The 22,478-nt window shown below is 63.9% G+C and carries 27 protein-coding genes; 11 read left to right on the forward strand and 16 right to left on the reverse strand.

Annotation, left to right across the window (positions count from 1 at the left end; genetic code table 11):
• Window positions 1-9: 9 nt before the first annotated feature.
• Entirely contained in the window at window positions 10-912 is a 903-nt protein-coding gene (gene ubiA, locus VRS74_RS07820) for a 4-hydroxybenzoate octaprenyltransferase (protein ID WP_354144683.1), read from the reverse strand.
• Between the two features lie 38 nt (window positions 913-950).
• Between ubiA and VRS74_RS07825 the strand changes: the two genes are divergently transcribed.
• The 3 genes from VRS74_RS07825 to VRS74_RS07835 are packed head-to-tail and all read left to right on the forward strand — an operon-like array spanning window position 951 to window position 3,444.
• Window positions 951-1,703, forward strand: a complete 753-nt coding sequence (locus VRS74_RS07825) for a 16S rRNA (uracil(1498)-N(3))-methyltransferase (protein ID WP_354144684.1) — start codon at window positions 951-953, stop codon at window positions 1,701-1,703.
• Window positions 1,704-1,747: 44 nt separating this feature from the next.
• Window positions 1,748-3,118 carry a glutamate--cysteine ligase gene (locus tag VRS74_RS07830; RefSeq protein WP_354144685.1) on the forward strand — a complete coding sequence of 457 codons (1,371 nt, stop codon included), beginning with the start codon at window positions 1,748-1,750 and terminating at the stop codon, window positions 3,116-3,118.
• A gap of 14 nt (window positions 3,119-3,132) precedes the next feature.
• Window positions 3,133-3,444, forward strand: coding sequence for a putative quinol monooxygenase (locus VRS74_RS07835; RefSeq protein ID WP_354144686.1), 312 nt, complete (start codon window positions 3,133-3,135; stop codon window positions 3,442-3,444).
• Window positions 3,445-3,459: 15 nt separating this feature from the next.
• Here the strand turns inward: VRS74_RS07835 and VRS74_RS07840 are convergent, their stop codons facing one another.
• The 4 genes from VRS74_RS07840 to VRS74_RS07855 form a co-directional block, all read right to left on the reverse strand.
• Window positions 3,460-4,788: an outer membrane protein assembly factor BamB family protein gene (locus VRS74_RS07840; RefSeq protein WP_354144687.1), complete on the reverse strand. Its 1,329-nt coding sequence runs from the start codon at window positions 4,786-4,788 to the stop codon at window positions 3,460-3,462.
• 30 nt (window positions 4,789-4,818) lie between these two features.
• Entirely contained in the window at window positions 4,819-5,592 is a 774-nt protein-coding gene (locus tag VRS74_RS07845; RefSeq protein WP_354144688.1) for a tetratricopeptide repeat protein, read from the reverse strand.
• Between the two features lie 132 nt (window positions 5,593-5,724).
• Window positions 5,725-6,867, reverse strand: a complete 1,143-nt coding sequence (locus tag VRS74_RS07850; RefSeq protein ID WP_354144689.1) for a glycosyltransferase family 4 protein — start codon at window positions 6,865-6,867, stop codon at window positions 5,725-5,727.
• Window positions 6,864-7,724, reverse strand: a complete 861-nt coding sequence (locus tag VRS74_RS07855; RefSeq protein WP_354144690.1) for an alpha/beta fold hydrolase — start codon at window positions 7,722-7,724, stop codon at window positions 6,864-6,866. Before VRS74_RS07855 ends, VRS74_RS07850 begins: the two co-directional genes overlap by 4 nt.
• A 95-nt stretch (window positions 7,725-7,819) precedes the next feature.
• On the opposite strand from VRS74_RS07855, the gene VRS74_RS07860 reads away from it, so the two are divergent.
• From VRS74_RS07860 to rarD, 3 genes are all read left to right on the forward strand, one after another.
• On the forward strand, window positions 7,820-9,235 hold the full coding sequence (locus VRS74_RS07860) for a protein adenylyltransferase SelO (RefSeq protein WP_354144691.1): 1,416 nt from the start codon (window positions 7,820-7,822) through the stop codon (window positions 9,233-9,235).
• A gap of 100 nt (window positions 9,236-9,335) precedes the next feature.
• Window positions 9,336-10,751: a succinylglutamate-semialdehyde dehydrogenase gene (astD, locus tag VRS74_RS07865; protein WP_354144692.1), complete on the forward strand. Its 1,416-nt coding sequence runs from the start codon at window positions 9,336-9,338 to the stop codon at window positions 10,749-10,751.
• A 261-nt stretch (window positions 10,752-11,012) separates the two neighbouring features.
• A complete protein-coding gene (gene rarD, locus VRS74_RS07870; RefSeq protein WP_354144693.1) occupies window positions 11,013-11,918 on the forward strand; it encodes an EamA family transporter RarD in 906 nt (301 codons plus the stop codon).
• Here rarD and pyrC read toward each other — a convergent pair.
• Window positions 11,915-12,952: a dihydroorotase gene (gene pyrC / locus VRS74_RS07875; RefSeq protein ID WP_354144694.1), complete on the reverse strand. Its 1,038-nt coding sequence runs from the start codon at window positions 12,950-12,952 to the stop codon at window positions 11,915-11,917. The genes rarD and pyrC overlap by 4 nt on opposite strands.
• A 67-nt stretch (window positions 12,953-13,019) precedes the next feature.
• Between pyrC and VRS74_RS07880 the strand changes: the two genes are divergently transcribed.
• Both VRS74_RS07880 and ygfZ read left to right on the forward strand, forming a co-directional pair.
• Window positions 13,020-13,901 (forward strand): ATP-grasp domain-containing protein, encoded by an 882-nt coding sequence (locus tag VRS74_RS07880; protein WP_354144695.1) that lies wholly within the window; start codon window positions 13,020-13,022, stop codon window positions 13,899-13,901.
• The gene (gene ygfZ / locus VRS74_RS07885; protein ID WP_354144696.1) at window positions 13,901-14,638 is read left to right on the forward strand and encodes a CAF17-like 4Fe-4S cluster assembly/insertion protein YgfZ; all 738 of its coding nucleotides are present in this window, start codon (window positions 13,901-13,903) and stop codon (window positions 14,636-14,638) included. Before VRS74_RS07880 ends, ygfZ begins: the two co-directional genes overlap by 1 nt.
• Here the strand turns inward: ygfZ and VRS74_RS07890 are convergent.
• Entirely contained in the window at window positions 14,622-15,221 is a 600-nt protein-coding gene (locus VRS74_RS07890; RefSeq protein WP_354144697.1) for a TetR/AcrR family transcriptional regulator, read from the reverse strand. The genes ygfZ and VRS74_RS07890 overlap by 17 nt on opposite strands.
• A 30-nt stretch (window positions 15,222-15,251) precedes the next feature.
• On the opposite strand from VRS74_RS07890, the gene VRS74_RS07895 reads away from it, so the two are divergent.
• Window positions 15,252-16,172, forward strand: a complete 921-nt coding sequence (locus VRS74_RS07895) for a metal-dependent hydrolase (protein WP_354144698.1) — start codon at window positions 15,252-15,254, stop codon at window positions 16,170-16,172.
• Between the two features lie 97 nt (window positions 16,173-16,269).
• The gene (locus VRS74_RS07900) at window positions 16,270-17,154 is read left to right on the forward strand and encodes a metal-dependent hydrolase (protein ID WP_354144699.1); all 885 of its coding nucleotides are present in this window, start codon (window positions 16,270-16,272) and stop codon (window positions 17,152-17,154) included.
• 79 nt (window positions 17,155-17,233) lie between these two features.
• On the opposite strand, the gene VRS74_RS07905 is transcribed toward VRS74_RS07900, so the two are convergent.
• The 3 genes from VRS74_RS07905 to rplU all read right to left on the reverse strand — a co-directional run bounded on the left by VRS74_RS07905 (window position 17,234) and on the right by rplU (window position 18,741).
• Window positions 17,234-17,767 carry a GNAT family N-acetyltransferase gene (locus tag VRS74_RS07905; RefSeq protein WP_354144700.1) on the reverse strand — a complete coding sequence of 178 codons (534 nt, stop codon included), beginning with the start codon at window positions 17,765-17,767 and terminating at the stop codon, window positions 17,234-17,236.
• Window positions 17,768-17,964: 197 nt separating this feature from the next.
• Window positions 17,965-18,234 (reverse strand): 50S ribosomal protein L27, encoded by a 270-nt coding sequence (gene rpmA, locus VRS74_RS07910; protein WP_354144701.1) that lies wholly within the window; start codon window positions 18,232-18,234, stop codon window positions 17,965-17,967.
• Between the two features lie 12 nt (window positions 18,235-18,246).
• A complete protein-coding gene (rplU, locus tag VRS74_RS07915; RefSeq protein WP_354144702.1) occupies window positions 18,247-18,741 on the reverse strand; it encodes a 50S ribosomal protein L21 in 495 nt (164 codons plus the stop codon).
• A gap of 207 nt (window positions 18,742-18,948) precedes the next feature.
• Here rplU and VRS74_RS07920 point away from each other — a divergent pair, with 207 nt between their 5' ends.
• Window positions 18,949-19,479: a hypothetical protein gene (locus VRS74_RS07920; protein ID WP_354144703.1), complete on the forward strand. Its 531-nt coding sequence runs from the start codon at window positions 18,949-18,951 to the stop codon at window positions 19,477-19,479.
• A 73-nt stretch (window positions 19,480-19,552) separates the two neighbouring features.
• On the opposite strand, the gene VRS74_RS07925 is transcribed toward VRS74_RS07920, so the two are convergent.
• The 6 genes from VRS74_RS07925 to VRS74_RS07950 form a co-directional block, all read right to left on the reverse strand.
• Window positions 19,553-19,975: a hypothetical protein gene (locus tag VRS74_RS07925; RefSeq protein WP_354144704.1), complete on the reverse strand. Its 423-nt coding sequence runs from the start codon at window positions 19,973-19,975 to the stop codon at window positions 19,553-19,555.
• A gap of 78 nt (window positions 19,976-20,053) precedes the next feature.
• Window positions 20,054-20,500 carry a molybdenum cofactor biosynthesis protein MoaE gene (locus VRS74_RS07930; protein ID WP_354144705.1) on the reverse strand — a complete coding sequence of 149 codons (447 nt, stop codon included), beginning with the start codon at window positions 20,498-20,500 and terminating at the stop codon, window positions 20,054-20,056.
• A 9-nt stretch (window positions 20,501-20,509) separates the two neighbouring features.
• Window positions 20,510-20,752: a MoaD/ThiS family protein gene (locus VRS74_RS07935; protein WP_354144706.1), complete on the reverse strand. Its 243-nt coding sequence runs from the start codon at window positions 20,750-20,752 to the stop codon at window positions 20,510-20,512.
• Window position 20,753: 1 nt separating this feature from the next.
• Entirely contained in the window at window positions 20,754-21,788 is a 1,035-nt protein-coding gene (gene moaA / locus VRS74_RS07940) for a GTP 3',8-cyclase MoaA (protein ID WP_354144707.1), read from the reverse strand.
• On the reverse strand, window positions 21,775-22,143 hold the full coding sequence (locus VRS74_RS07945) for a Rossmann fold domain-containing protein (RefSeq protein ID WP_354144708.1): 369 nt from the start codon (window positions 22,141-22,143) through the stop codon (window positions 21,775-21,777). Before VRS74_RS07945 ends, moaA begins: the two co-directional genes overlap by 14 nt.
• Window positions 22,103-22,474, reverse strand: a complete 372-nt coding sequence (locus VRS74_RS07950; RefSeq protein ID WP_354144709.1) for a dihydroneopterin aldolase — start codon at window positions 22,472-22,474, stop codon at window positions 22,103-22,105. Before VRS74_RS07950 ends, VRS74_RS07945 begins: the two co-directional genes overlap by 41 nt.
• Between the last annotated feature and the right edge of the window lie 4 nt (window positions 22,475-22,478).

The following is a 22,478-nucleotide window of genomic DNA, read 5'->3' on the forward strand; positions in this document are numbered from 1 at the left end:
GCCCAGTCCTCAAGCATTGCCCACCACGAAACAGGCCGCCGCCATCAGCGCGCCCGCCAGCCGGTTCGAACGAAAACGGTCGAGCGCATTGCCGCCATCGCCTGCCTCAAGGGTAGCAACTTGCCACAATAAGTGCAGGCCGACCGGCAGCAAGGTAAGCAAAGCAATCCAGTCGGGCCGATAAAGCCAGAAGCCGAGGCCCCACAGCGCCAATGCGCCGATGTAGAACATCGCCACGCCGGGCTTCACCGCCTTGCCCAGCCGCAGCGCGGACGAGCGGATGCCGACGAGCGCATCGTCCTCGCGATCCTGCAGCGCATAGATCGTGTCATAGCCGATCACCCACAGCACCGTGCCGGCATAGACGGCGGCAAGCGCATCCCAATTGTCACCGCGAAGCGCAATCCATCCCACCGGAAGCCCCCAGCTGAACACGAGGCCAAGCCAGGCCTGCGGCCACCAGGTGATCCGCTTCATGAAGGGATAGGCAGCGACGAGCGCAAGGCTGGCGAGCGCGAAAATCTGCGCCTCGAGCCGCAATTGCAGCAGCACCACCAGCCCGACCATGCACAGCAGCAGCAGCCAGCTCCACGCGGCCTTGCGGCTCACCCTGCCGCTTGCCACCGGCCGCAGCGCAGTGCGGGCCACTTGCCGGTCGAGATCGGCATCGACGATATCGTTATAGACGCAGCCCGCGCCACGCATCGCCACGCTGCCGAGCAGCAGCCATGCCGCCAGCGCCCACTGCGCTCCCGCACCCGCCAGCCACACGCCCCACAGGCACGGCCAGAACAGCAGCCACCAGCCTATCGGCCGGTCGAACCGTGCGAGTTGCGCAAGGTCGCGTGGGCCCTGCGGCAGGCGCGCCACCAGTCCACGATGCTCGCTATCCGTGACGATCTGTTCGTTCATGCTTGCTCACTAGCCGTGCCCGCGCCTAGTGCAAAGCCATGGCAGCAACTCCCGCATGGCCCCCGCGCAGCGCCCCGCGCCTGTTCGTTACGCAAGAACTCGCACAGGGCATTTCCGTCCCAATCGAGGGTAACCAGGCGAACTACCTTGACCGGGTGATGCGGGTTGCCCCGGGCGACGCCGTGATCCTGTGCGACAATGTGACCGGCGAATGGGCCGCTCGCGTGACCGAGACGTCCAAACGCAGCGTCGTGCTGGAGGCGGTCGAGCGGCTGAGACCGCGGGAGGAAGTGCCCGATTTCTGGCTCTGCGCCGCATTGCTCAAGAAGGACCGCTTCGACATGGTGCTGGAGAAAGCGACCGAACTGGGCGTGGCGCGCATCCAGCCGGTGATCACGCGCCGCTGCGTCGCCGACAAGCTCAACCTCGACCGCGCCCGAAGCATCGTGACCGAAGCCGCCGAGCAATGCGCGCGAACCGCCCTGCCCGAGGTCGCCGAGCCTGTGAAACTCGATGCGCTGCTGAGAGAATGGCCTGAGGATCGGGTGCTGTTCTTCGCCGATGAGATGGGCGGGGAACCTGCCGTCGCGCGCTTTGCCGCCCATCTGCCGCCCGCCGCACTGCTGGTTGGGCCCGAGGGCGGCTTTGATGATGCCGAACGCGACGCGATTCGCGCAAAGATCGAAGCCAAACCGATCACGCTCGGGCCGCGAATCCTGCGCGGCGAAACCGCAGCGATTGCGGGTACCGCGCTGTGGATGGGCGCCATGGGGGACTGGGGCGCAGCCTAACAATTCGCTGGCGCGACCTGATTGGGTTGCGTAGAGCAACTGGCATGAGCACGCGTGAAGCTTCAGGGGCGGAAGACCCCATAATCGAGTCGCGCGACCAACTGGTCGCGCCGATGCAAAAGGGTGAGAAACCAGAGGCAGCTTGGCGCATCGGCACCGAGCACGAGAAGCTCGTCTACAAGCGTAGCGACTTCCATGCCCCCTCTTACGACGAACCCTGCGGTATCCGCGACATGCTGCTGAATTTGCAGCGTTTCGGCTGGGAACCGATCGAGGAAAATGGCAAGGTCATCGCGATGAGAGGCGATGACGGAACGGTCAGCCTCGAGCCTGCCGGCCAGCTCGAACTGTCCGGCGCGCCGCTCGAAAACCTGCACCAGACCTGCGCCGAAACCGGTCGTCATTTGACGCAAGTGAAGGAAATCGGCGAGGCCTGCGGGGTCGGCTTCCTGGGCCTCGGCATGTGGCCTGACAAGACCCGCGCCGAACTGCCGATCATGCCCAAAGGGCGCTACGAAATAATGCTGCGGCACATGCCGCGGGTCGGCAGCCTTGGCCTCGACATGATGCTGCGCACCTGCACCATCCAGGTCAATCTCGACTATTCGAGCGAAGCCGACATGGTGAAGAAGTTCCGCACCTCGCTGGCGCTGCAACCGCTTGCGACTGCGCTCTTCGCCAATTCGTCATTTACCGAAGGCAAGCCCAACGGATTCCTGTCCTATCGCAGCCACATCTGGTCGGACACCGACCCGCATCGCACCGGCATGCTGCCCTTCGTGTTCGAAGAGGGTTTCGGATACGAGCGCTATGTCGACTACATGCTCGATGTGCCGATGTACTTCGTTTACCGCGACGGGAAATATATCGACGCGGCGGGCCTCAGCTTCCGCGACTTCCTGAAAGGCGAACTCTCCGTGCTTCCGGGCGAAAAGCCCACGCAGAGCGACTGGTGGGACCATCTTTCGACGGCATTCCCCGAAGTGCGGCTCAAGAGCTTCCTCGAAATGCGCGGCGCCGATGGCGGGCCATGGAACCGCATCTGTGCCCTGCCCGCCTTCTGGGTCGGCCTGCTTTATGATCAGTCGGCGCTGGACGCAGCTTGGGACCTGGTCAAGGACTGGACGATGGACCAGCGCGAAACGTTGCGGAGCAGCGTGCCCCGGCTCGCGCTCGATGCGGATATCCCCGGCGGCGGCAAGCTGCTCGATCTCGCCCGCGATGTGCTGGCAATCTCGCGCCAGGGGCTCGCGTCACGCGCGCGCCTCAATTCCTCAGGGGACAATGAGACAGGCTTCCTCGAACCGCTCGACGAGATCGTCGAAAGCGGCAAGGTGCCTGCCCAGCTCCTGCTGGACCTCTACAACGGCGAATGGGGCGGCGACATCACCCGCGTGTACGAGCAAAGCTTCTGAATGGGAGAAAGCGCATGATCCAGATCAACGGCACCATCCGGCTGGCCCCCGGCACGATCGCCAATGCCGGGGATACGCTTGAAACGATCAAGACCATGGTGGCGGCCAGTCGGGCAGAAGACGGTTGCCTTGACTACACCTTCGCGCAGGACCTCTCCGATCCCGACGTGCTGATTGTCTACGAACGTTGGCGCGACCGCGACGCGCTGGCTGCACACGGCAGTTCGCCCCACATGGCTGCATTCCGCAAGGTGCTGGCAGCGAACCCGCCGGTGAGCAGCAATTTGCGCATCTACGAAACCGATGAAGGCCAGCCGATCGGCTGACCTTCCACGCCGAACTCAGCGGTAGGCGGTGATCCGCCCGCTGTCGTCGAGAACGTAAAGCATGTTGTCGGCCACGACCGGCGCCAGGCTGATCGGCTGGTCGAGATCGGCGAACAATTGCGCCGAACCTTCACCAGTGCTCACCTTGTAGAGCAGCCCGGTCGAGCTCGCGACCCACAGCTGGTTGCTCGCCAGCACCGGACCGGTCCAGAAGATCGCGCCTTCGCGATCCTTCTCGTCGCGCCAGCGCGGCATCTGGGTCAGCCAGCGCACACGGCCAGTCGAACGGGCGATCGCCAGCAACCGGGCGTCGTCGGTGAGCGTGAAGATCCACTCGCCTGCGATAGCCGGAGTGGAAATACCCGCGAGGTTGAGTTCCCAGATACGCTGGCCGGTAAGCAGCTCATAGGCCGCCATGCGGCCGCCCTGGCCAAGCGCATAGACGCGACCGGCATCGATGATCGGATCGGCATCGATATCGCTCAGCGCGCCCACTTCGGTCGAGATTGAGGTGCGCGCCAGCGCATCGGCCCACAGCGTACGCCCGTTCTCATAGCGATAGGCGCTCAGTTCACCCGAGGAATAGCCTGCGATCACAGTGCCCTGCCCGGCTGCAGGCGCAGCCACGCCGAACACGCCCGCTTGCGTCGCCGAGCCGCCTTCCTGCCAGACCAGGCTGCCATCGGTCGCATCGAGCGAGAAGATCTGGTTGTCCTGCGTCATCACGTAAATCTGGCCAAAGGCGATGGTCGGCGAGCCGCGCAGCGGGCCGGCCGGGTGGACCTTCCAGATTTCCGCGCCGGTTTCCGCATTGAGCGCGACGACCTGGCCCACGCCATTGGTGGCATAGACCCGCCCGCTGTCGATGCTGGCGCCGCCACCGAAAGCCGCACCGGCAAGGTTGCTCGCCATTTCCATGCGATAGCGCCACAGGGGCGCGCCGATCTTGGCGTCAAACGCATTGATGACCCCGTCGGTATCCACGGCAACCAGCTTGCCGCCGCCGATCACGGGGGCTGCGGCGAGCCGCCGCCGGTCGCTCGCTCCGGCGATGTTCGCCGTCCAGACGCGGGTGGGATTCTCGGCCAGTGCAAGATGGCCGTATGACTTGCTGGCCGAACCACCAGCCTGCGCCCAGGCTGCATTGGCCTGTGCAGGCGGCAGCACGATGCTGACGCCGGCCAGCGAAGGATCGACCTTGGCGCCGCTTTCGATGCGCGACAGCACCGGAATCCGTTCGCCCAATGTCGGAGTGGTCTTCTTGTCCCCACCGGCACAGCCCGTCACCACCGTGCCGAGAAGCGACACTGCGATAAGCGAGCGAGAGAGTTTACGTGTCATCATTTTATCCGATCCCGGTCGATTTTGTGGCGCCTATTGCGCAGCCTGTGCCTCATCGCCAGCGGGGGTCCGCTGGTCCTGAATGAAAGCGTCGGCATCTTCGATTGCGTCAACGCCAAGAAGCCCCGCCATCTGCCGAGCGCGCGAGCGCAGCGTATCGGGCACGTCTTCGGAACGAGCGATTTCGCCGAAAAGGGTTCCGGCGCGCTTGGTGTCGCCCTTTTCGCTATAGGCCATCGCTACCAGCTCTCCGGCGCTGCCGAACCACGGATTGCCGGGCACCGCGAGCGGTTCGAGCCGGGCGATCACCTCGGCCGGGTCGCGCGTGTCGAAACTTGCCGACATTTCGCGGATCGAGGCGAGATCGCGCAAGGCGGGCGGCGTATCTTCGTCAGCGGCGACCTGGGCGTAGATCTTCACTGCGTCAGCGGTGCGCCCCTGGTCCATCGCAATGCCCGCTTGCATCAGCAGCGCGGCAGCCTTCACCCCGCCTTCGGTTTCCCCGGCGAGTGCCTCGATGGTGGAATTGGCGCTGGCGAGATTGCCAGCCTCGGCCTGATCAAGCGCGGCGACCAGCCGCTCTGAATCGGCTTCCATCGCGCCTTCCTGGCGCGAGTCCCAGAAAAGGTAGCCGCCGAAGGCCAGCAATCCGCCGATCACCAAGCCCAGCAGCGGCTTGCCGAATTTCTGCGCGAATTCGCGATACTGGTCTTCGCGTACGGCATCGTCGATTTCGCGCAGCAGGACATCGTCCTGAGCCGCTTTCTTCTCTTCGGAATTCTTTCCGCTACCCGGTATTAGCGCCACTGGTTGGCTCTTTCCTCATCTGAATGCGCGTGTCGGCGCGCTTTTAGGGGCGTGATGCGCCAACCGCAATGGCGCAGCGACAGTGTACCCGAAAGGTTGAACCGCAGGTGAAGCGAAGCGCCCGGGCATCGATCAGAACTCGCGGCCAAGAGCAGCTGCGACCAGCCCGCGATAGCGCTCGACCATCTGCGACCGGTCGAATTGCGCGCGGGCCCGTTCCCGATTGGCTTCACCCAGCTTGCGGCGAAGCTGGGTGTCCTCCGCAAGCAGCTTCAAACCGTTTGCGAGGCCGCCCTTGCCGTTCGCGCCCGCGAGCAGTTCGCGATTGGCGTCGCATGGCAGATCGGCCAGCGCGGCAGGTAGATGCCCGGCCAAGGGCAGGCCAGCCGCCATGGCTTCGAGCACGCCGAGCGTCTGGGTCGAGCCTCCAGGTGGCAGGAGGTACATGTCGAACAGAGCCAGGGCTTCGGCCCGGTCGCGCACTGTGCCGGGAAGATGCACCCTGTGGCTTATCTCGAGCTCCGCTGCTGCGGAAAGGATCGCATCGCGTGCTCTGCCTTCGCCAACGATGACCAAATGCCACTGTTCGGGCAGCGCATTGAACGCTTCGATGACCCCGCTCCAATCGACGCTTCGATCGAGCGGGGCGATAAGCCCGGCCCAGTGCTCGCCTTCGCGCTTGCGGACGCGCAGGGCGTCCAGCCTGGCGGGGCGGTCGAAAGATACCGTGTCAATCGCGGTCGGAATATTGTGGATGCGTCGCTTAGGCTGCTGCCATTCTTCGCTGGCGAAGGATGCCAGCGCCGATGTCGCAACGACAATGCCGTCGATCTTGCCGAACGCCAGGCGGCGATACCACTTCCGCCGCACACCGGCTTCGCGCCGCGCATCCCAGCCTTCGCCATCCTCATGATGGAACAGCTGCGGCAGCGACATGCTGTCGCAAAACAATGTGTGTGCCATGGCAAGGTCGATCGCAGGCCAGCCATAGGAGAAGACCAGTCCATAAGGCTGCATCGCCTTCGCAAGCCGGGCGAAACGGCGCGGCCCGAAGCCGCCTCGCACTTCTGGGAAGCCATTTGCCGGACGGACCCCGAGGGCAGCAAGCGCGTCGAGCAGCTCCGCCGGATCGGCTCCATCCGCCACGACGAATTCGTGGCGCAACCCAGCCCCCAGTCCTGCAACCACCTCGCGTATCCGGTGCAGGGTTACATCCCCGGCTCCGGCTGGAAGGCAATGCAGGATACGCGGCGTGTGCTGTCCCGCCTCGCTCATTCGATCCCGGCCAGCAGGGCATCAATCGCAGCGAGCGATTCGGGCTCGTCGAGCATTGGCGCATGACCCACCCGTGGTACCGTGACCGAACTCATGCCCGGATGGCGCGCCGCCATCGCTTTAACGCTCGCATCGGAAAGTATGTCCGACAGTTCCCCCCGCAGCACCAGCAGCGGAACATTTGCCAGCGCGTCGAAGGCCGGCCACAGGTCCGCAGGTGCAGCTCCGCCGGGCTGGTTGAACGGTTCGGCGATCGCCATGTCGTAATCGAACACGATCCGCCCGTTCTGGCCGAGCACCATGGTGCGCTTCGCCATTTCCAGCCAGGTCTCGATTGCGAAATCGGGGAACCATTTGCCATGCTCTTCCTGCAAGGCGCGCGCGGCGTGCATCCAGGTGGGGAAGCTGCGCCCCTGCCCGACGTAATCGCCGATCCGCTCGATCCCGGCCGGATCGACCTCAGCGCCGATATCGTTGAGAACGACCGCAGCGAGCCGGGCCGGATTGATCATTGCGAGCAGCATCGTCATCAGCCCGCCCATCGACGTGCCGATCGATACGAAGCGGGTTATGCCAAGTTCCGCCAGCAGCGCTTCGACATCGGCGACATAGGTGACGGGCGAATAGCTGTTCGAATCCTTGGCATATTCGCTCATGCCGCGGCCGCGCATTTCAGGCACGATCACGCGCCAATCGCCTGCAAGGTGCTCGGCCAGCCCCGCAAAGTCGCGTGCATTGCGGGTCAGCCCGTGCAGGCACAGCACCGGAGGCCGTTCGTCCGACCCCGCATAATCGCGGTAATGCAGTTTGAGCCCGTCGGGGCTCATCCAGTACTGGTCTGTGTAAGTGGCGCTCATGATGCTGCAGGCCTTGGGCAAATCGCACCGGAAATCAAGTCGCGATGCGGTACAGTGCCCTTGCGGTCGCCACAGCAAGCCTCCACTAAGGCTGAATGCCGAGCGATCCACTTGCCGCGCCCTATCGCCCCGATCCAGCCATCGGGGCAGTCTCAGGCTGGCTCGGCTCGCCTGTCGATGCCGCCGATTTTCCGCGCTGCCTGACCCGCTTCCGCAACGATCGCTGGGCTGCTGCAGTCGGCCTCAATGGCTTGGAAGATTCAGAATGGATCGAGCATTTCGGTCGGTTCCAGCCTCTGCCCGGAAACCTCCCCCAGCCGCTCGCGCTCAAATACCATGGCCACCAGTTCCGCGTGTACAATCCCGAGATCGGCGACGGGCGCGGCTTCCTGTTCGCGCAATTGCGCGACGAGTCAGGTCGCCTGCTCGACCTCGGCACCAAGGGATCCGGCCAGACGCCGTTCAGCCGCAGCGGCGACGGAAGGCTGACACTCAAGGGCGCGGTTCGCGAGATACTCGCTACCGAAATGCTCGAAGCGCTGGGCGTAGATACGTCCAAGACCTTCTCCGTTGTCGAGACGGGCGAAGAGCTGTGGCGCAATGACGAGCCTTCGCCCACGCGATCGGCGGTGATGGTGCGGCTGAGCCATGGTCACATCCGGATCGGCACTTTCCAGCGCCTGATGGCATTGGAGGAACACGACCAGTTGGCTCAGCTGGTCGACTATTGCCTGGCGCACTTCCCCGGCCCCCTTCCGCCGGAAGACGCGCCCGGGCGCGACGAACCGGCGGTGATCCTGCTGCACCAGGTTGTCGAGCGGCTGGCCGATCTGGCCGCAAGCTGGATGGTTGCGGGCTTCGTCCACGGCGTGCTCAACACCGACAATATGAATGTCTCCGGCGAAAGCTTCGACTATGGCCCGTGGCGCTGGCTTCCCGCGTGGGAGCCTGGCTTCACTGCAGCCTATTTCGACCAGGGCGGGCTTTACGCATTTGGCAGGCAGCCGGAGGCATTGCACTGGAACTGCAGCCAGCTGGCGGTGGCGCTGCGTCCGCTGGCGGAGAGCGAGCCGCTGATCGCGGCGCTCAATCGCTTCGGTCCGCTCTATATGGATGCGGTGGCGCGGCGGTGGTGCTGGCGAATGGGACTTGAGCAACGCGATGCCGAAAACGATGCAATGCTGGTAGCCGCATGCGAAAAGGCTCTGCGCGAAACGAAGGCGCAGCCGGATGCTTTTTTCCACACGCACCGCGGCGGCCGCGGCGCTGAAGGCGAACTCGGAGAAATTCTCGGCGCTTATCGGCCGATCGAGAGCGAGCATGACTATTGGAGCGACAGCGCGCCGCAGAGCCTGCTGATCGACGAGGTTGAGACCATTTGGTCGGCGATCGACGAGCGCGACGACTGGCAGCCACTGTGCGAAAAGGTCGCCGCGATCCGCCGCATGGGAGAGGCGCATGGCCCGGCGCCCAAACCAGCAGGCCATGTCTCTGGCGAGGCGCGCAGATGAATTCGCCCACTACTGCACTGTGCAGCATGCTGCGCTGCCCCTTCCCATTTGCGGCTTACACGACTAACCGCGTGGCCATAGGGGGACCGGTGGTACTGCCGTGAGCGATCAGAGCTTTATTTCCTACGAGCCCGCAACCGGCGCCGAATTGTGGCGCGGTGAAGCGAGCGACGTCGACGCCTGTGTGCAGGCTGCGCGCCATGCCTGGCCCGAATGGGCCTCGCGCCCGATCGCGAACCGGATCGAATTGCTGCGCCGTTTCGCCAATGAAGTGCGCGCGGCAAGCGACGAACTTGCCAACCTGATCGCACGCGAAACCGGCAAACCGCTTTGGGAAGCGCGCACCGAAGTCGATTCGGTGATCAACAAGGTCGACATTTCGGTCAACGCCTATGCCGAACGCACCGGCAAGAAGAAGCTCGACAGCGCGCTGCAAGGCACCGCTGCGGTGCGCCACAAGCCGCATGGCGTGCTGGTGGTGTTGGGCCCTTACAACTTCCCCGCTCACCTGCCGAACGGCCACATCGTTCCGGCACTGATCGCGGGCAACACGGTCGTGTTCAAGCCCAGCGAAAAAACACCGGCGGTCGGCGAATTGCTGGTCAAATGTTTCCACCGCGCCGGGATCCCCGAAGGCGTGGTCCAGTTGGCGATCGGCGGCATTGACGAAGGCAAGGCGCTGGTCGGCCACAAGGGCATCGACGGGGTGCTGTTCACCGGGTCGGTCCAGGGCGGGATTGCGATCAACCGCATGCTTGCAACCAACCCGGCCAAGATCGTGGCGCTCGAAATGGGCGGCAACAACCCGATCGTGGTGATCGACACGCCTCTGCTTACCGATGCGGCAGTGTTGATCGTGCAGTCGGCCTTCACCTCCGCGGGGCAGCGCTGCACCGCCGCGCGTCGCCTGGTGGTGCTCGAACATCTTTACGAACCGCTGATGCAGGAGCTGCTCAAGCTCACCCGGCGGTTGATCATCGGCGAACCCTTTGCCGAACCGGCGCCCTACATGGGGCCGGTGATCGACAACCCCACGGCGGAAGCCCTGATGGGCAGCTTCGTCCACCTGATCAGCCACGGCGCCAAGCCGCTGCTGCACATGCGCCGTATCCAGGAAGACCTTCCCTTCCTGACGCCCGGGATCATCGACACCACCGACATGCCCGAACGGCCGGATGTCGAACTGTTCGGCCCGCTCCTGCAAGTGATCCGGGTAAAGGATTTCGATTCCGCGATTGCCGAAGCGAACAACACGCGCTTCGGCCTCTCGGCCTCGCTGATCGGCGGCAACCCGCAGGATTACGATCGCTTCTGGGCCAATGTGCGCGCCGGGGTGATCAACTGGAACCGCCCGACCAATGGCGCTTCGTCGGCCGCCCCATTCGGCGGGATCGGACTTTCAGGCAATCACCGCCCTTCGGCCTATTATGCGGCCGATTATTGCGCCTATCCGGTCGCGAGCACGGAAATGAAGCAGCCGCGCGCGTCCATCGGCGTCGGCCTGTCCGATAGCTGAAAGCGCCCCTGCACCACATGGTGCAAGAGCGCTTTCCACGGCTTGGTGGATGCCGTGCCGGGGCCGCTGGTGAGAACGACCCAAGCGATGAAGCAGGCTGGTAGGTGGCCCGCGAATCGCCGTTTGTTCATATTTATGAATAATAATATGAACAAAACACGACGAGTTTTGCACCCAATGGTTCATCCAAAGTTCCGGGATTCCGCCCGCAAGGAATGCTTGCTTGCCGCAAGGAAGCCCGCGCACTAGGGGCGCAGACACATGCAGACCTCCGACCAGCCGGGCCAGCCATCGGGCCTTTACGCCGCGCTTGGCGCCTATCTGATCTGGGGCTTCCTGCCGCTCTATCTCCTGCTGGTGAAGAGCGTGCCGCCATTCGAATTCGTCGGATGGCGCATCATCTGGACGCTGCCGATCTGCATCGTGATCGTGCTGTTTCGGGGTCAGATTCTCGATGTGAAAGCAGCCCTCGCCAATCGCCGGGCCTTGCTGGTGCTCATGGCCAGCTCGGTGCTGATCGCGGTAAACTGGTTCGTCTATGTCTGGGCGATCCAGTCGGGCGAAGTCTATGCCGCCAGCCTCGGTTATTACATCAACCCGCTGGTGAACGTGCTGCTCGGCACTCTTCTGCTCAAGGAGCGACTGTCGCGCCTGCAATGGGCAGCGGTGGCTCTGGCAGGCGCGGGCGTTGCCGTGCTGCTGGCAGGCGCGCTCACCACACTCTGGATCAGCATGACGCTGGCGCTCAGCTTCGGCACTTACGGCCTTCTGCGCAAGCAGGTGCCGGTGGGCTCGCTGCCGGGCCTGACGATCGAAAGCGCGATCCTGCTGCCGCTCGCGGGCGGAATTGCGTGGTGGTATGCAGCCGGTCCGGCAGGATCATCCTTCGGGCACGATCTCGAACTGAGCCTGGCGATCGTGCTGGGCGGGGTGGTTACTGCCGTGCCACTGCTGCTGTTTGCCCTCGCCGCGCGCCGGATGGATTATTCGACGCTCGGCTTCTTCCAGTACATCGCCCCGTCGATCGTCTTCATCCTGGGGCTGACCGTGTTCGAGCGCCCGCTGCTGCCCGCGCAGATCGCCAGCTTCGCGCTGATCTGGGCGGCTATCGGGCTTTTCGTGTGGGACCTGGCGCGGCGGCGGCGGCGCAAGCCTGCTGCGGCCTAGCTCGCGATCCGCCAGCCTAGCACTTGCCCGGCGTGGAACGGCACCACTTCGCTGCCGCCCGCCGGAACCGCATCGGGCACTTTGACGTCCGCCCGCTCGAGCGTGACGCTCTCCTCATTCACGGGCAGGCCATAGAATGCGGGGCCGTGCAGCGAGGCGAACCCTTCGAACCTGTCGAGCGCGCCCTCCTCGTCGAATACGGTGAGATAGCTTTCGAGCGCGAAGGGCGCGTTGAAAATGCCCGCACAACCGCAGGCCGATTCCTTGGTGTGGCGTTCATGCGGGGCGCTGTCGGTGCCAAGGAAGAACTTGGCATTGCCGCTGGTCGCCGCCTTGCGCAGCGCCAGCCGATGCGTTTCGCGCTTGGCCACCGGCAGGCAGTAATTATGCGGCTGGATACCGCCCACCAACATCGCATTGCGGTTTATGTGAAGATGCTGCGGCGTGATTGTCGCGCCGACATTGTCCCCCGCCGCAAGCACGAAATCGACCGCATCGCAGGTGGTGATGTGTTCGAACACGACCTTCAGCCTGGGAAAATCGCGGGTGATGCGCTTGAGGTGGCGCTCGATAAATTCAGCCTCGCGGTCGAACACATCGATATCGTGATCGGTCACTTCGCCATGGACGCACAGCACGATGCCTTCGGCCTCCATCCGCGCCAGCACCGGATCGAGCCGCGCCACATCGGTGACGCCATTGGCTGAATTGGTCGTGGCACCGGCGGGATAGAGCTTGGCGGCGGTGAACACTCCCGCAGCCGCACCGCGCGCCAGATCGTCCGCATCGGTATTGTCGGTGAGATAGCAGGTCATCAGCGGCGTGAACTGCACACCTGCCGGCACCGCACCCAGGATCCGCTCGCGATAGGCGGCGGCACTGGCCGCATCCGTCACGGGCGGCGTGAGGTTGGGCATGACGATCGCGCGGGCAAACTGGCGCGCGGTGTAAGGCACCACGTCACGCATCATCGCGCCATCTCGGAAATGCAGGTGCCAGTCGTCAGGGCGGCGGATCGTCAGCGTGTCGGTCATCACGCGTGGCTCTAGTCGTGCAATCGGCCTCTTTCCAGTACCGATCGCAAGCCCTAGATGCGGCGCGATGAAAATCGGTTTCCTGACCTGCCCCGGCACCATGCCCGGCTCTCCCGTGCGGCGCGACGACGCCTTCGAACACGATCTGCAAGTCGATGCGATCCGCCCCGCACTCGCGGCGCGCAGCGGCACGCTGCATGAGATCGACTGGCGCGCGCCGCTCGAAGCCTTCGATGGTTGCCAGCTGGTGCTGGTGGGCACGCCGTGGGACTATTGGGATTTCGAGCAGGAATTCCTCGACAAGCTTGATGCGCTCGAAGGCGCGGGGGTCGCGGTGTGCAACCCTCCCGCGCTGGTCCGATGGAATTCGCGCAAGACCTATCTCCGCGATTTGGCCGAGCGCGGCGCGGCGACCATCCCGACGCTCTGGGTCGAGCAGCCCACCCCAGCGGACATCGAAAACGCTTTCGATCAATTCGGCTGCGACTCGATTGTCGCCAAGCGGCAAGTGGGCGCCGGTGCGGAAGGCCAGTCGATCCACCGCAAGGGCGAGGTCCCCGCCGACTGGACGATGCAGCACCCGGCGATGATCCAGCCCTATCTTCCGCAAATCGCCAGCGAGGGCGAATATTCCTTCCTCTTCATCGACGGCGAGTTCTCGCATGCGCTGGTAAAGCGCCCGGCCGCGGGCGATTACCGCGTGCAATCGCTCTACGGCGGGAGTGAAGAGGCGATCACACCGGATGCGGGCGATCTTGCCGCGGCGAAAGCAATCGTCGATGCGCTGCCGCACGGAACCCCGCTCTATGCGCGGATCGACATGGTGCGCAGCGCGGACGGCCTTTTGTTGATGGAAGCCGAGCTGATCGAACCCTATCTCTATCCCCTGCAGGGGCCGGAACTCGGCCCTCGGCTCGCCGAAGCCATTGCCAGGAGGATCGGAAACTGATGGCTGCCACCTGCTTGTTTTCCCGGGCAATCGTCCGCCTTGCGCCGCTGGACGAAGGCGAGGATGTCGCCGCATTCCTGCAAGGGCTCGTAACCAATGATGTGACGGGGCATGTGCCCGTCTACGCCGCGCTGCTTTCCGCACAGGGCAAGGCGATGTTCGATTTCCTCGTCTGGCGCGACGGAAACGACCTGCTGCTCGATTGCGAGGCAGAGACCGCTGGCGAACTGGTCAAGCGCCTCGCGCTCTATCGCCTGCGCCGCAAGATCGCGATCGCCGTTGACGAGACTCTGGCGGTCCATTGGAGCGCGCAGCAGCGAGACAGATCGGCGCCGGACCCCCGCTTGCCGCAGCTCGGCTGGCGCTGGATCGCGCCGGCAGACGCCAGCGACAAGGCCGCCGATGCGGCCTGGCTCGCGCATCGCCTTGCCCTGGGGGTGCCGGAAGGCCGGGCCGAACTGGGCGACATCCTGTGGCTTGAAACCAATGCGGTCGAGCTCAACGGCGTGAGCTTCACCAAGGGCTGCTATGTCGGGCAGGAGAACACTGCCCGCATGAACTGGCGCCAGAAGGTCAACCGGCGGCTGCTGGTGGTGCCATTGGCGCAGTCAGACGAAAAGCGGCGCAAGGCCGCCTATCCAGAAATGGGCGTGGCAGTCGATCATGTGCGGGTGGAAAATATCGAACCCGCGCTTGCACCCGAATGGATGAGGCCCGCGCTTAGCTCGGCTGATTGATCAGTTCGAGCGAACGTTCGAGCATCCGCTGGGCGCGGTCGCGCGCGGCCGTCTCGGGCAAGCCAAGCGAACGCGCCAGCGCCGACCCGATCAGCGCATCGCCCATCGCCATCAGCACCAGTGCCAGCGTTTCCTCATGGAGCCGCATCACCTTGCCGTGATCTTCGGCCTCTTCCGGCGCAATATCGTCAACCAGCTGGTGGATCGTTTCGACGATCGGGCTCAGCGCATCTTCATTGCCGGTCAGGATCATCCAGCTCGCCAATGCTCCTGCGCCTTCCTTGTCGAAGGCGTCGAAGGCAAGGTCGACCACTTCACGCGGGCTGCCCAGCCCTGCCCGGCTGGCGCGGACGGCATCCTTGATCGTCTCGCAGACGGTCTCTGCGAGATGCCGCGCGAGTTCCTTCTGCAAGCCCGATGCAGAGCCGAAATGGTGCAGCAAATTGGCATGAGTGCGCCCGATCCGCGCCGCCACAGCCTTGAGCGTGACCGACTGCGGACCCGTTTCAATAAGTAATGCGCGCGCCGCTTCCAGTGCGGAATTTCTTGATTCCTCGGGGGTTAGACGCTTGCGACTTGTCATTATTTGTTAAGCCTAATAGATTCCTGATCGATGACCGAGCAGCACTCACTTGACCTAGAACGCTCCACAGCGAGCGGCAAGAGCGACGATGGCGGTATCACCGCCCGCGCCAGCGCAACCCCGGCGGAACATGAGTTGATCGTGCGCGATCGCCGATTCGACCGCAAGGCGATGGTCCCGCGATGGTGGCATTCGAACGATCCGGTGGCGACCGCCTGGTACAATTCGGTCTCGGCCAGCCTGCCGCGCGGCGAAGCCTTCTTCATCGATACCTTGCGCGATTTCCGCGAAGGCCTGCCGCCCAAGCTGGCGAGAGAGATCAAGGCTTTCACCGCGCAGGAGATCAACCACACGCGCGAGCATGTCGCTTTCAACCGGCTGGTGTCCGACCACGGATACAATGTCGAAAGCATCGATCAGGGCATCCAGGCCATGCTGGATCTGGCGGCGGGCCGGCCGAAGGAATTCAACCTCGCGATCACTATCGCGCTCGAGCATTTCGCCGCGATCATCAGCCGCCAATTGCTCACCGATCCGCGCTATCTCGAAGGCGCAGACCCGGTCGCAGCCGACGTGTGGCGCTGGCACGCGACCGAGGAGATCGAGCACAAGGGGCTGGTCTATGACATCTGGCTGCATGCAACGCGCGACTGGTCGTCCTGGAAACGCTACAAGACCCGCGCGCTCGTCGCCGCGCTGATCACCAAGAAGTATTTCGGCAACCGCATCCGCGATGCGATCGGCCTGCTCGAGCAGGACGGGTTTTCGCGCCGGCAGGCCAAGTGGAAACTCTATGCCTTCCTGTGGTGGAAGCCGGGCATGATGCGGCGGATGTTCTTCGAATGGGCAGCAATCCTCACTCCGGGTTTCCACCCGTGGAAGCATGACGATCGCGCGCTGATCCAGAAGAGCGAAAGCCCCTATGCCGACGCTGTGATGCCCGCCGAATAGGGCGACCCCAGGGCTGGATTACGCTGCCTATTGACACTAGTGTAAGTAAGCGATACTTACAGTCCTGTCAGTAACCCCGAATTCCGGAGCATTCAGCGTGAACGCCCCTTCGAAAATCGATCTCGATACAAATCACCGGTCTGATCCCACCCCGTCCGATCTGACGATCACCGTCCGCGACGAGCGCTTCAACCGCGACAGCACCCCGCGCCGCTGGTGGGCGGGCGAACCCTTCGGAACCGCCTGGCACAATGCCCTGTCGGCCACCTTTCCCCGCGGCGAAGCCTTCTTCATCGAAGCGGTCAAGGCGCATCGCGAAGGCGCATCGCCCAAGCTTGAGGCAGAAATCCGCGCCTTTGTCCGCCAGGAAATCAATCATACCCGTGAACACATCGCCTTCAACAAGCTGGCGGAAGATCACGGCTATGACATCAAGAAGATCGACACGCGCGTCGCGGAAATGCTCGCGCTGACCAAGGATCGGCCCGCCATTCTCAACCTCGCGGTGACGATGGCGCTGGAACACTACACCGCCATGATGGCGCATGAATTCCTCGCCAATCCGAAGCACTTCGCCAAGGCTGACCCGGAAGTCCGCCAGATGTGGCAGTGGCACGCGATCGAGGAAATCGAACACAAGGGCGTCGCCTATGACACCTGGATCCACGCGACCAAGGACTGGACGCCGTGGATGCGCTGGAAGGTACGCAGCCTGATCATGATCTCGGTCACGGGCCGCTTCTTCTCGAACCGCTGGAAGGATTCGATGAACCTGCTCGCGCAGGACGGAATCACCGGCTGGAAGGCGCGCTGGGGCTTGTTCAAGTATTTGGCATGGTCGCCGGGCGTCGTGCGGCGGATTTTCCCGGCTTGGCTGGCCTATTTCAAGCCCGGCTTCCATCCGTGGGACCATGACGATCGCGCGCTGATCAACCTCCATGATGGCGAGTTCACCGACGCGCTGATGCAGCCGGCCGAATAAGTGCCTGCCTCTTCGAAACGACGAAACCCCGGCTCCGCAAGGCGCCGGGGTTTCTCTTTGGCTAGGGCTCACTCGCGGATCAGGCAGCGTGTTGCCAGCTGTCCGATCGCATCGCCAGATCGAGCGCATATTCCGCGGCAGGCGCATCCTCACCCCGGCCGCAGCTGTGCCGCCGCGTCACGCGGCCAGTCGGGGCAAAGCCGAGCTTGGCCAGCACACGGCCCGAAGCGGGGTTGTCGAGGAAATGGCTCGCCATCACCAGCGAATGGCCCAAAGTCGCCGCGATCTCGAGCACGCCGCCCCCGGCCTCGCTGGCATAGCCCTGCCCCCAATGCTGGCGCGCGATCCAGTATCCGAGTTCGACATCGCCCTCATGCGGATCGATGCCGATGCAGCCGACCAGCGCGGCGTCGCGCGCGCGCGTGATGAGGAACCGCGGGAAGCGCGGATCGACCGGAAGATCGACAAACCGGCGCGCATCATCGGGCTGGTATGGCCAGGGCGCGCGAGCAAGATTGCGCACCACGCCTTCATCGGCGATCCCGGCATGGACCGCCTGCCAGTCCTCCGGCCAGGCCGGCCGCAGCAGCAACCGTTCGGTGCAATGGAACATGTTCCTTCTCCTCATCGCCCCGCAGCGCCTACTAGGCATGCTGCGTGACATTAGCATTGCGGCGAAAGCTGATTTCGCCAGGCTGTGAGGGAGAAACGACAAGAGGGAGACGGGTTGGTCCCATCTCCCTCTTTGGCTGCCGGTTTGACCCGGCTGGGACCGTCCCGCTTGGACGATCCCGTTATCGAACCGTCCGGTTATTCGGCTGCTTGCGCAATCATGTCTACCGACACGTATTTGCGGCCAAGCTTGCCCTTGTGGAATCGCACGACGCCGTTTTCGAGCGCGAACAGGGTGTGATCCTTGCCCATGCCGACATTGGTGCCCGGATAAACGCGAGTGCCGCGCTGACGCACGATGATGTTGCCGCCGACCACTTCCTGGCCGCCGAACTTCTTCACACCAAGGCGACGGCCGGCTGAGTCGCGACCGTTACGCGATGAACCGCCTGCTTTCTTATGTGCCATCGTCCGTAATCCTTACTTCTTGGCTTCGGTCTTCTTGGCGGCGGCCTTCTTGGCCGGAGCCTTCTTCGGTGCCGCTGCCTTGTCCGCAGCCTTGGCAGTCGCGCCGGTCTTCGCCGGAGCTTCAGCCTTTGCCTTCGTGCTCTTGGTCACTTCGGCGCCCTTGGCGGGTTCCGACGCTTCCTTCTTCGGGGCAGCCTTCTTGGCGGCGCCTTCGCCGACAGCCACGATGCGCAGCAGGGTCATCTGCTGGCGGTGGCCGTTCTTGCGGCGATAGTTGTGGCGACGACGCTTCTTGAAGACGACGACCTTCTCGCTCTTCGCCTGAGCGATGATTTCCGCCGAAACGGAAACCTTCGAGGCGTCGGCCAGCTTGTCGCCTTCACCCGCGAGCAGGACATCGCCCAGCGTCACGGTTTCGCCGGCTTCGCCAGCGAGCTTTTCGACTGCAATCTTGTCTCCGGCGGCAACCCGGTATTGCTTGCCGCCCGTGCGCACTACTGCGAACATGGTTGTTGTACTCTCATTCTAAAGCTGTGCCCCAACACTCAGCGAAAGGGCGCACCCGTCGCTCCACCAATTAGTGGAGCCGGAAAGATGGGTGCCGTTAGGGGAAAGGTGCTGCCAAGTCAACGCCGGATCGCGGCTTTTTGCATCAATGGGGCGAAGCGCGAAGTGCTGGCAACGCTACGCCGCCATGCTATGCGCAGGGGACCGATGAAACGCAAACCTTCCTTCGCCGTATTGCCGTTGCTCGCTGCCATCGGCTTGCTGGGCGCCTGCGCGGGCGGATCAGACCGCTATCCTTCGCTGTCCCTGCGCGATTTCGAGCGCGTACAAGGCAGCTATGCCGCACCCGATTCGGCCGCAGCGGTGCTGCGCCCTGCCCCGCTGGGCGTGACGCAGGTGGAGGAGATCGGCAAGGCGCTGGAAGAGGCAAGTGCGCGGCATACCCGCTTCCTGGCCCATGCGGAAACGGCGCGCCCGATCGTGGCCGATGCCGCCGGAACAGGCCCTGAAGACAAGCGCTGGGGGCTCGCACAAGTCGAGATAGCAGAGCTCGATTCGCGCCGCGCGGGCACAGCCGCACTGCTGGCCGATCTCGACCGGCTCTATGCGGATGCGACGCTTTCTTTCACTGAGCGCGAACAAGTTGCCCAGGCAAACGTGCAGCTTGAGGGAATCGTCGCTGCGGAAGACCGCGTGATCGGAGAACTGATCGACCTTCTGGCCAAGGCTCCGAACTGAACAAAAGGAAAGCGCGGGGTCGACCGATGGCCAACCCCGCGCTCTGCCGATTCCGGTCCGGGAAGGTAGGGAACTAGATAGTTGCGGCTATCGTCACCACCGCAAGTCCCCATAGGAAAACCAGAACGGGCAGAACCAGTACCTGAGCCGCCGCGTCACGCGGTTTGAGGCGGCCGGTGTGAGTCATGATCCCGCGATTGGCGAACTGGCCGGCGCCCATCGCGGGCTTCGCGCCGGTGCCCTGCATGGTCGCCCAGATTGCGGGCACGCCAAAGCCGGCGACAATGATGAAGGCGAAGATCACCATCGGGATGATCAGTGCGGGCGCGCCGAACGCTCCGGCCATCAATGCGATGAAGCCGAGGTAGCACGCCACCGTGGTGCCATAGAGCGCGGTGGGCAGTTCGAATGTGCGATCGACCGTAGTCGGCACATGGGGCGCATCAACGATGGTCGCCTTTTCGGCAATCAGTTCGGGGGCAATCAATTTCGACATGACGATGTCTCCTTCCGTTGAGACAGTTCATGCCGAATGGGCGATTCGCTTGCCTTGACCTAAGTCAAATCGCTTCGATTAGTCGTTCCAGCGAGCGAGATCCGCATGGTCCTCGGTGCGCGGCTCGATCCAGTGCCAGCCATCCGGGCGTTTCTCACGCTTCCAGAACCACGCGGCGCTCTTGAGGTGGTCCATGCAGAAATCGACCGCATCGATCGCATCCCTGCGATGTTTCGCCGCCGCCGAAACGCAGACGATCGGTTCGCCCGGATGGAGCTGGCCGATCCGGTGCACCATCAGCAGCCCCAGCAGGTCGAATCGGCCAAACGCCCGGTCGGCCAGCTCGTGCATCCCGGGCAGCGTCAGCGGCTCGTAATGGGTGAGTTCAAGCGCCTCGACGCCCGGATCGCTGCGGACTTCGCCCACGAAGGTGCATACGCCGCCCAGGCCGGGGTTTGCCTGCACAAAGGGCTCGATCAGCATGCCCGGGTTGAACGCGTGGCCCAGCAGGCGAATGTCGCGCATCGTCCGCTCCTAACCGCCGCTGACCGGCGGAAGCAGTGCAATTTCGTCGCCATCCTGTGCGTCGAGCGCGGTCTTGTCGGCCAAGACCTTTCCGCGGCAAGCGACATTGACGCGCGCCTCCTGCAATTGCCCCGCGACCTCTTCGCCGACAACGGCCAGCAACCCATCCCAGTCGAGCGGCCCGGGAACCTCGCGGGCGGCCTCGCCAGCCATATCGCGCAGGGGGCCAAGGAAGAGGATGGTCACCGCCATGTCAGCCCCCCGTCACCGACATATGGCGCGGCTGGGCCGGTTCGGCGCCGCGGTGTGAGATATCGAAATGGTGCCGCTCGGGCTTGATTCGCATCGCTTCGTCGAGCGCATGTTGCAGGCTCGCATCCGGCTCCTCAGAACGCAGCGCCGCCCGCAAGTCGACCCGCTCGGCCCCGCCGAGGCAGGGATAGAGCTGCCCCGTCGCCGTCACGCGCAACCGGTTGCAACCGTCGCAGAAATTGCTCGTGAGCGGCGTGATCATGCCGAGCCGCCCGCCCGTCTCTTCCACCCGGCAATAGCGTGCCGGCCCGCCCGTGCTGTCACTCAGCGGAGTGAGCGTCCAGCGCCGCGCCAGATCGTCGCGCACATGGGTGAGCGGCAGGAAATGATCGACCCGGTCATGCCCGACATCGCCCAGCGGCATCACTTCGATCAAGGTCAGGTCGAAGCCTTCGCCATGCGCCCAGGCGATCAGATCCGCGATCTCGCCCTGATTGATGCCCTTGAGTGCAACGGTGTTGATCTTGACCTTCAGGCCCGCCGCCTTGGCGGCCGCAATGCCGTCGAGCACCTGCGGCAACATATCGCGCCGCGAAAGCTCTTCAAAGCGGCGGCGGTTACGCGTGTCGAGCGAGACATTGACCCGCCGCACACCCGCCGCAGCCAGATCGTCGGCATGGTCGGCAAGCTGCGTGGCATTGGTGGTGAGTGTGAGTTCCTCCAGACCCTTTCCCAATTCGCGGCCCAGCGCCCGGAACAGGTCGACAATGTCCCTGCGTACCAGCGGCTCGCCACCGGTCACGCGAATCTTGGATACCCCTCGCGCGATGAAGCCCAGCGCCAACCGATGGAGCTCTTCCAGCGACAGCACCTCGCTGCGCGGCAGGAAGCGCATCCGCTCGGGCATGCAATAGGAACAGCGCAGGTCGCAGCGATCGGTCACCGATAGCCGGAGATAGCTCACACGGCGGCCGAAACCGTCCAGCATCGGGCCCATCTCGGCCCGCGGAAGCAAGACGTCCCTAATCCTGCTCATGCAACGGAAGATATTGCCCGGTTATCCCGGGCGCATCCCTCAGATATTCAAGCATGGCCGCAAGCGCCTCGGGGGGCGATCCGCCACCGATGACATTGACCCGCTGAGGCGCATGGGCCCGGGCAAGGTCGCGAGCCAAGGCACGGCGCCAGTCGTCATGATCGGTTGGTGCGTGAGGGAGCACGATCGCGAGCGCATCTGCCCCGGTAGAGAGCCTTTCCCGCGCGCGCTCCAGATGTGTGCAGTGAAATGCGGCGGATGCATCGATCGGCGCCTCGGGCAGGGCATCGATCCGCAGTTCCGCCTGCGCCATTCTACTTCCGCTCGCGGTGAAGCGTGATACCGATCTTCTCATTCGCTTCAGCAATTGCGAGTTTGACGATCTTCACCGTCACCGCCTCGACCCGCGCATCCTGCGCAAACAAGGTCGCGCAAATATGGTCCGCGACGGCTTCGATCAGCTTGAAATGAACCCCTTCGGGCAAGGCATCCGAAGCCGCGAACTTCAAATCCATGTAGTTCTTGCTGGCATCGAGCGGAGTCTCCGGCGCGTAACGATCAGCCACCTTCAGCCGCGCCTGGATGGTGATCCTGAGCGGCTGGGGCTTGCCCGTCTCTTCCGAATAGATGCCGGTGAGGACATCGTGTTCGAAATCGGCGACTTCGAGAATGAGCGAATCGGTCATGTCG

The organism is Altererythrobacter litoralis (assembly GCF_036324225.1).
GTDB classification, from domain to species: Bacteria; Pseudomonadota; Alphaproteobacteria; order Sphingomonadales; family Sphingomonadaceae; genus Erythrobacter; species Erythrobacter litoralis_A.

Excerpts from the sequence above, each read along its gene's own strand:
- ubiA (WP_354144683.1), bottom strand. The coding sequence starts at position 912 with ATGAACGAACAGATCGTCACGGATAGCGAGCATCGTGGACTGGTGGCG.
- VRS74_RS07825 (WP_354144684.1), top strand. The coding sequence starts at position 951 with ATGGCAGCAACTCCCGCATGGCCCCCGCGCAGCGCCCCGCGCCTGTTC.
- VRS74_RS07830 (WP_354144685.1), top strand. The coding sequence starts at position 1,748 with ATGAGCACGCGTGAAGCTTCAGGGGCGGAAGACCCCATAATCGAGTCG.
- VRS74_RS07835 (WP_354144686.1), top strand. The coding sequence starts at position 3,133 with ATGATCCAGATCAACGGCACCATCCGGCTGGCCCCCGGCACGATCGCC.
- VRS74_RS07840 (WP_354144687.1), bottom strand. The coding sequence starts at position 4,788 with ATGATGACACGTAAACTCTCTCGCTCGCTTATCGCAGTGTCGCTTCTC.
- VRS74_RS07850 (WP_354144689.1), bottom strand. The coding sequence starts at position 6,867 with ATGAGCGAGGCGGGACAGCACACGCCGCGTATCCTGCATTGCCTTCCA.
- VRS74_RS07855 (WP_354144690.1), bottom strand. The coding sequence starts at position 7,724 with ATGAGCGCCACTTACACAGACCAGTACTGGATGAGCCCCGACGGGCTC.
- VRS74_RS07860 (WP_354144691.1), top strand. The coding sequence starts at position 7,820 with ATGCCGAGCGATCCACTTGCCGCGCCCTATCGCCCCGATCCAGCCATC.
- rarD (WP_354144693.1), top strand. The coding sequence starts at position 11,013 with ATGCAGACCTCCGACCAGCCGGGCCAGCCATCGGGCCTTTACGCCGCG.
- pyrC (WP_354144694.1), bottom strand. The coding sequence starts at position 12,952 with ATGACCGACACGCTGACGATCCGCCGCCCTGACGACTGGCACCTGCAT.
- VRS74_RS07880 (WP_354144695.1), top strand. The coding sequence starts at position 13,020 with ATGAAAATCGGTTTCCTGACCTGCCCCGGCACCATGCCCGGCTCTCCC.
- ygfZ (WP_354144696.1), top strand. The coding sequence starts at position 13,901 with ATGGCTGCCACCTGCTTGTTTTCCCGGGCAATCGTCCGCCTTGCGCCG.
- VRS74_RS07890 (WP_354144697.1), bottom strand. The coding sequence starts at position 15,221 with ATGACAAGTCGCAAGCGTCTAACCCCCGAGGAATCAAGAAATTCCGCA.
- VRS74_RS07895 (WP_354144698.1), top strand. The coding sequence starts at position 15,252 with ATGACCGAGCAGCACTCACTTGACCTAGAACGCTCCACAGCGAGCGGC.
- VRS74_RS07905 (WP_354144700.1), bottom strand. The coding sequence starts at position 17,767 with ATGTTCCATTGCACCGAACGGTTGCTGCTGCGGCCGGCCTGGCCGGAG.
- rpmA (WP_354144701.1), bottom strand. The coding sequence starts at position 18,234 with ATGGCACATAAGAAAGCAGGCGGTTCATCGCGTAACGGTCGCGACTCA.
- rplU (WP_354144702.1), bottom strand. The coding sequence starts at position 18,741 with ATGTTCGCAGTAGTGCGCACGGGCGGCAAGCAATACCGGGTTGCCGCC.
- VRS74_RS07920 (WP_354144703.1), top strand. The coding sequence starts at position 18,949 with ATGAAACGCAAACCTTCCTTCGCCGTATTGCCGTTGCTCGCTGCCATC.
- VRS74_RS07925 (WP_354144704.1), bottom strand. The coding sequence starts at position 19,975 with ATGTCGAAATTGATTGCCCCCGAACTGATTGCCGAAAAGGCGACCATC.
- VRS74_RS07930 (WP_354144705.1), bottom strand. The coding sequence starts at position 20,500 with ATGCGCGACATTCGCCTGCTGGGCCACGCGTTCAACCCGGGCATGCTG.
- VRS74_RS07935 (WP_354144706.1), bottom strand. The coding sequence starts at position 20,752 with ATGGCGGTGACCATCCTCTTCCTTGGCCCCCTGCGCGATATGGCTGGC.
- moaA (WP_354144707.1), bottom strand. The coding sequence starts at position 21,788 with ATGAGCAGGATTAGGGACGTCTTGCTTCCGCGGGCCGAGATGGGCCCG.
- VRS74_RS07945 (WP_354144708.1), bottom strand. The coding sequence starts at position 22,143 with ATGAGAAGATCGGTATCACGCTTCACCGCGAGCGGAAGTAGAATGGCG.
- VRS74_RS07950 (WP_354144709.1), bottom strand. The coding sequence starts at position 22,474 with ATGACCGATTCGCTCATTCTCGAAGTCGCCGATTTCGAACACGATGTC.